This window comes from Lactobacillus sp. W8174, from assembly GCF_016100975.1.
GTDB lineage: Bacteria > Bacillota > Bacilli > Lactobacillales > Lactobacillaceae > Lactobacillus > Lactobacillus juensis.
Genome location: NZ_JACFRN010000004.1, coordinates 34162 through 46998, shown reverse-complemented (window position 1 = coordinate 46998; position 12837 = coordinate 34162). Strand labels below are relative to the sequence as shown.

Sequence of the window (12837 nt, the reverse complement as noted above, 5' to 3'; positions counted from 1 at the left end):
TATAAGGAGAACAAAAATGCCACAATTAGCTACTGATTTAACTTCTATTATTCATACACCATTGGAAAAAATCCCTCCTTCTGGTATACGTGCTTTTGCCCAAAAAGTTGAGGACATTCCAGATTTAATAAAATTAACCTTAGGAGAACCTGATTTAAATACACCTGAACATGTTAAAAAAGCAGCTGCTCAGAGCATTTTAGATAATGATTCACATTATTCTGCTCAAAAAGGAACACCTAGATTGCGTCAGGCTATTAGCAATTTTTTACAGCGCAAGCAGGGCTTAACTTATGATCCTGACAGCGAAATTGTAGTCACAGTGGGTGCAACTGAAGCTATAGCCGCAACAATGCTGGCTTTGTTTCAACCGGGGGATGAAATTATTGTACCTACTCCTTCTTATGCCCTTTATTTTCCGTTAATTCAATACACTAAAGCTGAGTTAGTTGCTATTAATACAGCAGACACAAATTTTGTGTTAACTCCCGAAGATTTGGAAAAGACACTGGATGAGCACCCTCATGCTAAAGCAATTTTACTGAATTATCCTACTAATCCAACTGGCAGGGAATGTCCCAGTTCTGTTTTAGAGCAAATAGCACCAATCATTAAAGAGCATCACCTTTATGTGATTTCTGATGAAATATACAGTGAGCTGACTTATAACTTTAATCACGTATCGATTGCACATTATTTACCCGATCGCACACTACTAATTAATGGTTTGTCCAAGTCTCATGCGATGACTGGTTACCGTTTGGGTTATGTAACTGGACCAGCCGATCTAATTAGCTTAATTGCAAAAATGCATGCATTCTTGGTTACAGCTCCATCAAATCCGGCACAAGCAGCAGCTGCTGAGGCCTTGGAAAATGGTGATCAGGATCCAGCTGCAGCACGACCAATTTATCAAAAACGGCGTGATTATATTGTTAGTGCATTAAATAATATGGGCTTAGAAACTCATGCCAGTGAGGGTGCATTTTACGTTTTTGTCAAAATACCGGCAAGTTATGGTAAGGATGATGAAGCCTTCGCACTGGATTTGGCCCATAAAGCCAAAGTTGGTGGCACTCCGGGTAATGCTTTTGGTCCTGGCGGAGAAGGCTATATTCGCTTTTCTTATGCTGCCAGTGACGAAAATCTACATATGGCTATGAGTCGAATTCAAAAGTTTTTAACGCAAAAGGGTGAAAATTGATGAGAGAGTACGTAGTTGCAATTTTGGGCGCTACAGGTGCAGTAGGTCAGCGTTTAATTAGTGAGCTGGAAAAAGCAGCAATTCCAGTCAAGCAAGTTAAATTGCTGGCTTCCAAGCGTTCAGCAGGCAAGAAGTTACAATTCAAAGGGCAAGAAATTACAGTTGAAGAGGCACAACCTGAGTCATTCACTGGCGTTGACTTGGTTTTATCATCTGCTGGTGGCGCTGTTTCAAAAAAGTTATTACCTGAAGCTGTAAAAAGGGGGGCAGTGTGTGTAGATAATACTAGTGCTTTCCGTATGAATGATGATGTTCCATTAATTGTTCCTGGAGTTAACGATGACCAATTAGTTAATCATCATGGCATCATTGCTAATCCTAATTGCTCGACTATTCAGATGGTAGCTGCACTTTATCCACTTCACATCAAGTGGGGTATTAAGCAAATCATCGTTTCAACTTACCAGGCTGTTTCTGGCGCTGGCAAAGCGGCTTGGGATGAACTGCTGCAACAAGCACAAGATAGGCTGAATAATCAAAAAACTGAAGCCAAAATTTTGCCAACTGCGTCTGCTAAAAAGCATTATCCTATGGCATTTAACCTGTTACCGCAGATTGATGTTTTTGAAGATGATGGCTATACGCACGAAGAATGGAAAATGATTCATGAAACCAAAAAGATTTTGTTTAATGATCAGGATTCAAAGCAGATAAAGGTTACTGCTACTTGTGTTCGTGTGCCAGTTGAAATTGGTCATGGTGAGACAGTCTATTTTACGTTGAAAGATCAGTCAGCGACTGTCGCCGAAATAAAGCAGGAGATTGAGCAGACTCCCGGGTTAGTTTTACAAGACGATCCGCAAAACCAAATTTATCCGCAACCGCTTTTAGCAGCAGGCAAAAAAGAGACTTTTGTTGGCCGTATTCGTCCAGACCAAGAAAATCCTGGTGCGTTTAACATGTGGGTAGTTGCTGATAATTTATTAAGGGGTGCTGCCAGCAATACCGTGGAAATTGCTGAGTGTTTAGTCAGGGATAATCTGGTGCGTGTCCCTGATAAGTAATGTTTTTCTTAATAAATAAGCCAAACTTTGGACTGTACAATATTTAATATAAAAATTAACTCTTTTAAACTGAATTATTCAGTTTAAAAGAGTTTTTTGCTTAATGTTCGTAATGCTCTTAATTATATGCGTATGGTAATCTTAAGCACTTTCATAATCTAAAAAATACAAACTATTTACTGAACTAGTATAAATTTTATTCGTATTTGATGTTGACAGTAGATTAAAAATTCGATACTCTAATATACAAAGCGGAGGTAATATATGAATCGCAAAACAGCAGTATGGTTGTTAATTCCTGCATTTTTGGGAGTACTGGTATTCACTTTTTTCCCTCTAATTCAAATTGCAATACCAACATTCCAAAGTAAAAGTGGCTTCTTTTCACTTTACGCGCAATTTTTAAAAAGTTCTTTCAATTGGGCAGTCATTGGCCGTAGTTTTCTCATAGCGATTGTGACGGTGATTGTTGTATTGATCCTTGGAGTACCTATTTCTATCTGGATAGGAAGACAAAAAACAGTAGTTAGACAAATACTGAATTTGCTAATCCTTTTTCCCATGTTAACCAATGCAGTTGTAAGAAACTTTGCCTGGATTATTATTTTGGGCCATGATGGAATCGTCAATAAAACTTTGCTGGCGCTGCATCTAATTAAGTCACCACTAAATATACTTTACACTAATACCTCTATTATTATTGGTTCAGTTTACTTGTTTTTACCAATTATGATTAATTCATTAATTGGCAGCGTGGCTGAATTAAATGTGGAGATTGAAGAAGCTGCAGCCGTTCTTGGTTCCAGTCCTTGGCGAACATTATTTAAGGTGATCATTCCTCAATTAACTACTGGCATTTTAACTGGCTGCATTTTAGTGTTTGCCGGAACAATGACAGCCTATACTACCCCAGAAATTCTTGGTGGTAACCGCCATCTGGTAATGGCGACTTTGATTTATCAGCAAGCAATGACATTAGGCAATTGGCAAAATGCCAGCGTTATCTCACTAATTTTAATTGTTATTTCTGCTCTTTCAATGTGGCTCATGAGAAGACTTAGCCATCATTTAGATCGGAGGCCAATTAATGCTTGATCGTAAAAATAAAACTCTGACAGTGATTTCGATTATTATTTTGGCTTTAATCATGTTGCCACTAATTTTAGTCGTAATTACATCCTTTAATACGCAAAGTTCAATTTCATTACCAATTACCGGCTTTACCCTTTCTTGGTACAGCAATATTTTCCAACAGCCCGATTTTATTTCCGGTTTTGAATCAAGTTTAATTGTTGCTTTGATTGCCAGCATTTCGGCTTTAGTAATTGGTATTCCTGCTGTCTACGCTTTGACGCGCTACAACATTCATCATGCTGCTTGGTTTCAATCGTTTTTCCTGAGTCCTACTTTAATTCCTGAAATTGTTATTGGATTTGCACTCTATCAAGCTGCAGTCATTACTATGAGAATTCCGGTATTTATCGGCTTGATTGTCGGACATTTTCTGCTGTGTTTACCGTATGTCATTCGTTTAATTACAGCCAGCATGCTGCTAATGGACAGTCATATCGAAGAAGCGGGTTGGATTTGCGGCTGTTCGCGAAAAAAAGGATTTTTTCTGATTGTTTTACCTAATATCAAGGCCAGTATCATTGCTGCGTTTATGATGTGCTTTATCAATTCCTTCAACAACATTCCAGTTTCTTTATTCATGAACGGACCTTCTCTTACCATGTTGCCGCCGGCAATTTTGAATTATTTGCAAAATAATTATGATCCTACTGTATCAGCGATTTCTGTGCTGTTAATGATCTTTACGGCACTCATGATGTTCTTGGTTGAAAAAGCGATCGGTATTAAAAATATTACAGAGTAGAGGAGTAGTGCAGTGGCAAATTTAGAAGTTCAAAATTTAGCAAAATCATACGATGGCAAAACTAAAGTTTTAAAAGATATATCTTTTGCTGTCAATAACGGAGAGCTGGTTTCAATTCTCGGTCCTTCTGGCTGTGGCAAAACAACAACACTTAGAATTATTGCCGGTTTAATTCCAGAAACTGCAGGACAAGTTTTAGTTAACGGTAAAGATATTACTAAAGTACCTGTTTATAAGAGAAATTTCGGGATGGTTTTTCAAAGTTACGCACTTTTTCCCCATATGAATGTTTTTGATAACGTTGCTTTTGGACTGAAAATGCGCAAGCTTGACAAAAGTGCCATCAAGAAAAGAGTGACTGATATGCTGGCAACTACCGGCTTAAGTCAACTGGCTAAACAATTTCCAGCGCAGCTTTCCGGAGGGCAGCAACAAAGAGTTTCGTTAGCAAGGGCTCTGGTTACCAATCCTGAATTGCTATTAATGGATGAGCCTTTAAGCAATCTTGATGCAAAATTGCGACTGAAGATGCGTGAAGAAATTCGTGACTTGCAGCAAAAACTAAAAATGACGGTACTGTTTGTAACACATGATCAGCAAGAATGTTTTGCAATTTCCGACAAGGTTTTAATTATGAAGCAAGGACGTATTGATCAGTTTGATACGCCACAGAATATTTTTCATCATCCCCGTACGGAATATGTTGCCCGTTTTATTGGCTATGACAATTTTATTACTGTCACTGCTGCTAATCGTCAGGATGAGCATCATATCAAAGTAGGCGAAACAGTTTTAAATACGGTTGAACCAAATCAAGATGCAAAAGTGCTGACTATTCGTCCAGAAAACATCCACTTGAATTTAGCTGATGCTTCTGAAAATTCATTTACTGGTACTATCATGAGTCGTGAATATTTAGGACAAAGTTTTAAGTATGCCATTCATTCAGCTATAGGGGACTTTCAAGTTGAGGAAGCACGGCAAAAGATGCGCAGCTCAGGAGAAGAAGTAACGCTAGCTCTTCCTGCTAAACATCTTCATCCGTTATCAGAATAATCATTCTTTAGAAAGGTTTTGTTATGAAATTTAAAAAAGCTTGTTTGTTAGCAGCTAGTTTTATCATTGCCGGTACAACTTTGGCAACTTCCGCTTGCTCTTCTAATGCTGGCAGCGGTAAACTGACGGTTTCTACTTTTGGCTTAGCAACTAAGCAGATGCGCTCCGACGTGCTTGATCCATATGCTAAGAAAAACAATGTTAAGGTGTCTACACAGTTTGGGGACAGCTCAACTCGCCTAACTCAGATTGAGCACAATTCTAATTCACCTGTAGATGTCATTGAATTGGCACAAAACAATGCAATTACAGGAGCCAAAAAGAAACTCTTTAAAAAATTGGATTTCTCCAAACTCAAAAATTTCAAGTATTTATCAGCTGACCAGCAAAAGTTGGCAAAAGATACTAATACTGTTCCGTATACTGTTAACAGTTTTGGCATTATTTATAATCCGAAAAAGGTTCACATTAAAAGTTGGGATGACTTATGGTCTAAGAACTTAAAAGGCAAGATTGCAATTCCTGATATTGTAACAACTTTTGGTCCTGCAATGCTTTATGTGGCAGGGGACCATGCTAAAGTCAGCGTAACCAAGGATGATGGCAAGGCTGCCTTCAAAGCGTTAAAGCAGTTAAAGCCGAACGTTGTTAAAACATATTCTCAAAGTTCAGATTTAAGCAATATGTTTAAAACGGGAGAAATTACCGCAGCGGTTGTAGGTGATTTTTCAATCAGCATGCTGCAGGCCACTAATCCTAGTTTGAAGTATCTGGTACCAGCTTCAGGAACATATGCTAACTACGATAATATTGCAATTTTGAAAAACAGTAAGAATACTCAAGCGGCATATAAGTATATTGACTTTCGTATAAGTGAAGCTAACCAAAAGAAAGTCGCCAGTGCAAAATCTCTTAATAATGCACCGGTTAATTCACAAGTAAAATTGACTGCTGCAGAAGCTGCCAATAAAACATATGGTGCGATCGCACAAAGAGCAAAAACTATTGACTTTTATTACGTGAACAAGCAGATGCCTTCATGGATCAGTCAATGGAATAAAATTATGAACCAATAATTATCAAAAAAGAACTTGCCTTCATTAATAAGGCAAGTATGATTTTCGGAAAGGTCTATTATGAAAATTAAAAAAGTATGTTTAATGGTAGCAAGTTTAATTGTTGCGGGAGCAGCTATTGCTACTTCAGCTTGTTCTTCTAAAGCAAACGGTGGCAAGTTAGTTGTTTCTACGTTCGGCATCTTGACTAAGCAAATGAGATCAGATGTACTCAATCCTTTTGCTAAGAAAAATAACGTTAAAGTTTCAGCACAATTTGCTGCAGATACAACTACGAGCTTAACCCAAATTGAGCATAATCCTAATTCTTCAGTTGACGTGATTGAAGTGGCACAAAAGAATGCTTATGCGGGTACGAAAAAGAAGTTGTATAAAAAAGTAGATTTTTCTAAAATCAAAGATTTTAAATATTTATCCAGTAGTGAACAAAAGCTGGCTAAAGACACAGGTACCGTTCCTTATACTGTTAACAGCGTAGGTATAATTTATAATCCTAAAAAAGTTCATATTACAGAATGGGATCAACTGTGGTCTAAAAAGTTAAAGGGCAAGATTGCAATTCCTGATATCGTAACAACTTTTGGTCCTGCAATGCTGTATATTGCGGGTCGCCATGCTAAAGTCGATGTCCCAAGCGACGGTGGTAAGGCGGCTTTCAAGGCCATGAAAGAATTGAAGCCTAATGTGGTTAAGACATACGACCAAAGTTCAGATTTAACTAATATGTTCAAAACAGGTGAAATCAGTGTGGCCGTTGTTGGCGACTATGCTATCAGCATGTTGCAGGCTACTAATCCAGGACTTAAATACATTGTTCCAGCATCAGGTACATATTCTAACAGCAACGTTGTTGCCATTTTAAAGAATAGCAAGAATACAGATGCTGCTTATAAGTATATTAATTTTAGACTAAGTGAAGCTATTCAAAAGAGATGTGCCAGTGCAAAATCACTTAATAACGCCCCAGTTAACACGCAAGTTAAGTTAACACCGGCTGAAGCTGCTAATAAGACTTATGGGGATGTGGCAAAACGCGCAAAGAGCATGAATTTCTTCTATGTTAATAGCCATTTGTCTTCATGGGTTAATCAATGGAATAAAATTATGAATCGGTAAATAGTAATTAAAAATGAAGGGTTGGAATATTTCAACTCTTTCGTTGTTTATGGGGGAGAAAAATGACACAAGTTGATCTTTTGATAAAAAATGGCCATGTTTTTAATGTTTTTTTACGTAAATTTGTTGATACTCAAGTTACAGTCAAAAATGGCAAATTCTATTGGGTTAACCAGGATTTACCAGGAATTAGGGCTAAAAAGACAATTAATCTCAAGGGTAAGTATCTAATCCCAGGATTTGTTGATGCTCACATGCATATTGACTCATCCATGACCACTCCTGCGATTATGGGACAAACAATTTTAAAATACGGTACAACAACAATTATTGCTGACGACCATGAAGTAACAAATGTTGCTGGAATCAAGGGACTAAAAAATTTCATTGCAGAGCCGTCGCCAATTGATATTTTCTTTGGCATTCCATCTTCAGTTCCATCAACGAATCCGGATATGGAAACGACAGGTGGCAAAATTGGCGTGAAAGAATTACAAGAACTGCTTAAAGATCCGCGCTTTATTTGTTTAGGCGAAGTGATGAACTTTAAGGATATGACTTCTCCGCATAAAACCTTGATTAAAGACATTATCAAAGTTTGTCGTGAGGAAAAACCTACAATGCCTCTTGAAGGACATGTGCCGGCATATGCTGGTGAAGATCTGGCTAAAGTTATCTATGCTGGAGTTACCACTGACCATACGGAACAGACAGCTGCCTTAGTTAATGAAAAAGTTCCAAATGGCATGTTTGTTGAGGTGCAACTAAAATCAATGCTGCAGGAAGTAATTGACACGATCATTAAGAATAACTACTTTGAACATGTTGCTCTGGTGACTGATGATTCTATGCCTGACACTCTGCTTCACGGTCACTTGAACTATTTGGTGAAAAAAGCAATCAAAATGGGGATGACACCAGAAGAAGCAATTTATATAGCTACCTATACACCGGCTCGCCATATGGGATTATGGGATAGAGGTGCAATTGCTCCTGGCCGAGTAGCTGATTTTGTTATCCTAGATGATCTGCAGGATTTGTCAATCACAGCTGTTTATAAAAATGGAATTAATGCAGCAGATATCAAAGAGCAGACAGGTTACCAATTTTTGCCAGAGTTGCGTCATTCCGTTAACGCGCCTAAATTATTACCTGATGACTTTGTGGTTAAAACAGATTTAGTCGCAAACGGAGAAGTATTGGCAAATATTATTCAACTTAATCCTGTAGGTACTTTTACTAACCATATTCAAGAAAAACTTGAGGTAAAAGATCACATAGTTCAATGGCAAAAAGCCGGTTTTGCACTGATTATGGTGCAAGACCGTTATAGCGGCAGCGGACATTATAGTCTTGGTTTTGTTGACCGCGGTATTATAAAAGACGGTGCGGTAGGAGCGACTTGGGCTCATGATCACCACAACATAATGATCATGGGTACGAATACTGCCGCAATGCTCAAGATTCAGAATCAACTGGTTGAACAGCAGGGCGGCTATATTGCAGCAAAGGGTGATAAAATAGTTGCCAATGCAAAATTAGCTATTGGCGGTGTTGCCAGTGACCAACCAATGTCTGTTTTAGGCACAGAAATAGGCAAGGTGCGCAAAACACTGCAGGAACTAGGGTATAAAAATCCTAACGAGATTATGTCATTTTCTACTTTGTCTTTACTGGTCTCACCAACCATTAAAATTTCAGATAAGGGTCTATTTGAGGTCAAAAGTCAGAAAAAGATTCCTCTTTTTGAAGAAATTAAGTAGAGAGTGAAAAAAATAATTAAATAATGACCAAAAAATCTGCTAGTCAGATATTGTGAGATTTCACAATATAAACTAACAGATTTTTTCATACTTAAGACGTGAAGGTGTTTATTTCTTTAACCATTCTTTTACTATAGCCTTATATTGGCTTAAAGTAATTGCGCCATCTTCACCTTCACTAGTTGCGTTAAAAGCATCAGCAGCACCATAAGGGGTTTGAGTCATGTGAGCCATGCCCATTACGCGATGTCCCTTATTTAATAAATTGGTATAATGTCCTGCCATTCTATAACCGTTTGTTCCTAAGACAGCCTGATTATATACAGGGTCTGCCCAATTAGGAGTGAACTCATAGGGCGCTAGGCTAGGACTTTTCTTTACGTTCCATTCCCAGGCTACTTTTTCAGTCATCCAGTTGCTAATTGGCTCAGCACCGGCAGAAAGATTTTCCAGGTTGAAATGATAACCATAAAAGCCCGGATGATTTAAGGAACCCCGTTTTTGATAATCCGCATCAATCATGGAAATGGCTGTAGAAGTTGGAGAAATCTTTAACGCACCAACTCCAGCTTTAGTTCTTTCCTTATTTGCATTGGCAAGACTCTGAAGAGAAGCTTTAATATTAACGTTGCTGGTGGCATCATCTTTGCCACCTAGCTTGACATAAGTATTGAACCATGATGGTGCACCTTTTTGCGCTTGACTATCAATTTTGCCTGTTCTTAGTAAAGTGGCTGCTTTTTGTGCTTCTTCTCTTTGAGCAGTAGTTAGCGAACTATCATTTGCCATAAAATCCATCAAACTTGCCCCGTTTTTAGCAGGCCTATTTTTTGGAGTTTTGACTATATTAAGCGGTAAGCCATCGTAATAGTGAATGTATTTATTTTTACCGATACGATAATATTTATAGCCTTTAATCTTTTTAATAGAAGTATAGTAAAGGCTCCTACTCTTTTTATATACTTTTTTGGTTTTCTTGCCCTTGTGATCGTAGACATATGTTTTGCTGGACACAAATATTTGATGTTTAGCAGCAGATACTGGTTGCGGACTACTAAATGAACCAGTACCTAGTAATATTAAAATACTGGCAATTATTACAATAAAATTCTTTTTCTTCATTGCTTCTCCCTTCATAAAATAATAAAGCTTATTAGCCAAAAAATTATTAAATTAATATAATTTAATTTTCGAATTAACGATCTTTTTATTATTATGCATTACTTTTTTTAAAAATGATTTCTTGGCGCCACAGTTGACATACAGGTCTACTTGAGGAAGGTGGGTACTATTGGAAAGATTGCCTTTGCGTGAAGCCTTCTGAGTAAACCACCGATATTTAGCATAATGTGGGCTATTGAGGAGCATGTCATTTTTAAAACGATATTTTTTCCCTGGCTTAAGGTGAGAGAGATCAAAGCGAAATCGCATTAAATAAACACGACCATGTACAAATCTTTTGTGGTCGATGTTATTTATGTAAATACCATCTTCTTTAGCAGAAAGTCCCGTCGCCTTTTTATTAACAACATATATGCTTGGAGTAAAGAACATTGGCTTTCCCGTGTTAACTTTTAGATGTCGAGTGAAAAAAGTAACATTTCCTACCCAATCACTATAAGCCTTTTTAGTAGAATTAACGTTATAATATTTTTTATCAAAATCTGCTTTAATTGTTATAGCAGATGCACTAATGCTTTTAGGTGAAAATAGAATAAGGCCAGTCAATAGCACAAAAAAAGTAGCAATAATTTTAACAACTGATTTTTTCTTCATTATTTATTCCCTTTAAAAACAAAATAAGAATATATGGATAAATTTATAAGTCATCACCGCCAATAATAAAGTCGTAATTTGGATATTTGCGATCTTTTAACTTTTTGGCAAGTTTAGCTGTCTGGTACCAGTGACTATCTACATACCAATAAACATTCTGATATTCTGCATAACCTAAAACTTTATTTCCATCTAATTTAGCAACATTATACCAATCAAGCGTACCTTCGTCAGGGTAACCCCAAATGCCAACTCCTGTCCAAGTATAGCCTTTCTGAGTCATTTTATTTGATAAATAAACCCAAGATCTTGTTTTTTTACTAGGTTTAGGCATGACCTTAGGTTTAGCTTTTAACAATTTAGGATACTGGTGGCCATTTTCGTAATATATTTGTTTTGTTTTAGTGAATGTCATCTTATCGATTTTCTTTGTCTTGGAATTATATGAGTACCATGTTCCACGCCAGCTTTTAGGAAAAACTGCCTTAGTTTGCTTAGCTTGCACATTACTTGGCGTATTAATAAAACTCCCAATCGTGCCAACACTTATTAAGGCGGCTGCCAACATAATCACTTTTTTAAATTTCATTTTTTATTACCTCTATACAAAATTTAACTTCACTACAAACAAATTATACGCTTTCTATGCTTCGTGTAACACTTTAAAACGGATAAAAAAGCATAAATAAAGAAATACCAGGCAACTAATTGAAAATGTGTGAGTTTCTTTCTGATTGCTGCCAGTAGAATAGACTTTAACTAGGGAACAATTTCTTCAAATTTGAATACAAAAAATCCCAGCACTGACTATTTACAGAACTGGGATAACATTATTTTAACAGGAAATACAAATTGCTACCATATTTAACAATTTAGAGATAAGAAAATAACTTACTTATTTGTCACCATTCATGATTGTATTTTTAACAATCACATAATCAACTAATTTAATTGAACTAAGATCTCTGCCCCCGGCATATGAAATTGAGGATTGCAAGTCTTCTTGCATTTCTCTTAGCGTGTCAGCAATATGACCGCGGTAGGGAACAAGCATCTGTTTACCCTCAACATTGCGATAAGCTCCTTTTTGCACTTCCGAAGCAGAGCCCCAATATTGCTTATAGGTTTTACCGTTAATTTTGATTACATTACCAGGTGACTCTTCATGCCCTGCAAGCATTGAACCAATCATAACCATGGTAGCGCCAAAACGAATTGATTTTGCTATATCGCCGTTATAACGGATACCGCCATCTGCAATCAATGGCTTGCTGGCCACTTTACTGCACATTCTTAAAGCAGCTAGTTGCCAGCCACCAGTACCAAAACCAGTTTTAAGTTTGGTAATGCATGCGCGGCCAGGGCCAACACCAACTTTTGTAGCGTCTGCCCCTGCGCCTTCTAATTCACGTACGGCTTCAGGAGTTGCAATATTACCTGCTGTTAAGAAAGTATCAGGTAATTTTTCTTTAATGTATTTGATCATATCAATTACATAGATAGAATGACCGTGGGCGACATCAATCGTGATATATTCAGGCTTAATGTTTTCAGCAACTAGTTGATCGATAAAATCATATTCGCCTTTTTTAATACCAACAGATATAGAAGCAAATAGGCCTTTTTCATGCATCATTTTGATAAAAGCGAGTCGTTTTTCCGGTTGAAAGCGGTGCATGACATAGTAGTAGCCGTTTTGGGCCAGCCAAACCGCCAAATCATCGTTAATGACGCTTTCCATGTTGGCAGGTACGACAGGTATTTTAAATGTTCGGTTTCCGAACTTAACACTGGTATCCGCGTCATGACGGCTTTTAATGATGCCCTTATTGGGCACAAGCTGGATATCATCATAATCAAAGGCTTCCATACTGAAATAATTGCTCATAAGTAAATCGGCTCCTAA

12 protein-coding genes are annotated in these 12837 nt (G+C 37.4%); 8 read left to right on the top strand and 4 right to left on the bottom strand.

What is annotated here, in order from left to right; translation table 11 throughout:
• The first annotated feature begins 16 nt into the window (after positions 1-16).
• The 8 genes from H3U49_RS06295 (at position 17) to H3U49_RS06260 (ending at position 9155) form a co-directional block, all read left to right on the top strand.
• On the top strand, positions 17-1204 hold the full coding sequence (locus tag H3U49_RS06295) for an aminotransferase class I/II-fold pyridoxal phosphate-dependent enzyme (RefSeq protein WP_198180602.1): 1188 nt from the start codon (positions 17-19) through the stop codon (positions 1202-1204).
• The gene (locus tag H3U49_RS06290) at positions 1201-2268 is read left to right on the top strand and encodes an aspartate-semialdehyde dehydrogenase (protein ID WP_198180600.1); all 1068 of its coding nucleotides are present in this window, start codon (positions 1201-1203) and stop codon (positions 2266-2268) included. Before H3U49_RS06295 ends, H3U49_RS06290 begins: the two co-directional genes overlap by 4 nt.
• A gap of 264 nt (positions 2269-2532) precedes the next feature.
• The gene (locus tag H3U49_RS06285) at positions 2533-3363 is read left to right on the top strand and encodes an ABC transporter permease (RefSeq protein ID WP_034978378.1); all 831 of its coding nucleotides are present in this window, start codon (positions 2533-2535) and stop codon (positions 3361-3363) included.
• Positions 3356-4144, top strand: coding sequence for an ABC transporter permease (locus H3U49_RS06280; RefSeq protein WP_198180597.1), 789 nt, complete (start codon positions 3356-3358; stop codon positions 4142-4144). Before H3U49_RS06285 ends, H3U49_RS06280 begins: the two co-directional genes overlap by 8 nt.
• 12 nt (positions 4145-4156) lie before the next feature.
• A complete protein-coding gene (locus H3U49_RS06275; protein WP_198180596.1) occupies positions 4157-5200 on the top strand; it encodes an ABC transporter ATP-binding protein in 1044 nt (347 codons plus the stop codon).
• A 23-nt stretch (positions 5201-5223) separates the two neighbouring features.
• A complete protein-coding gene (locus H3U49_RS06270; protein ID WP_034978370.1) occupies positions 5224-6276 on the top strand; it encodes a PotD/PotF family extracellular solute-binding protein in 1053 nt (350 codons plus the stop codon).
• A gap of 60 nt (positions 6277-6336) precedes the next feature.
• Positions 6337-7392, top strand: a complete 1056-nt coding sequence (locus H3U49_RS06265) for an ABC transporter substrate-binding protein (RefSeq protein WP_198180594.1) — start codon at positions 6337-6339, stop codon at positions 7390-7392.
• A gap of 62 nt (positions 7393-7454) precedes the next feature.
• On the top strand, positions 7455-9155 hold the full coding sequence (locus H3U49_RS06260; protein WP_198180592.1) for an adenine deaminase C-terminal domain-containing protein: 1701 nt from the start codon (positions 7455-7457) through the stop codon (positions 9153-9155).
• Between the two features lie 108 nt (positions 9156-9263).
• Here H3U49_RS06260 and H3U49_RS06255 read toward each other — a convergent pair whose 3' ends face one another.
• The 4 genes from H3U49_RS06255 to H3U49_RS06240 form a co-directional block, all read right to left on the bottom strand.
• Positions 9264-10277, bottom strand: coding sequence for an SLAP domain-containing protein (locus tag H3U49_RS06255; protein WP_198180585.1), 1014 nt, complete (start codon positions 10275-10277; stop codon positions 9264-9266).
• Positions 10278-10328: 51 nt separating this feature from the next.
• On the bottom strand, positions 10329-10931 hold the full coding sequence (locus H3U49_RS06250; RefSeq protein WP_198180583.1) for a hypothetical protein: 603 nt from the start codon (positions 10929-10931) through the stop codon (positions 10329-10331).
• 43 nt (positions 10932-10974) lie between these two features.
• Positions 10975-11520 carry a hypothetical protein gene (locus H3U49_RS06245; RefSeq protein ID WP_198180581.1) on the bottom strand — a complete coding sequence of 182 codons (546 nt, stop codon included), beginning with the start codon at positions 11518-11520 and terminating at the stop codon, positions 10975-10977.
• Positions 11521-11826: 306 nt separating this feature from the next.
• Entirely contained in the window at positions 11827-12819 is a 993-nt protein-coding gene (locus H3U49_RS06240; RefSeq protein ID WP_198180580.1) for a GMP reductase, read from the bottom strand.
• Positions 12820-12837: the final 18 nt, after the last annotated feature.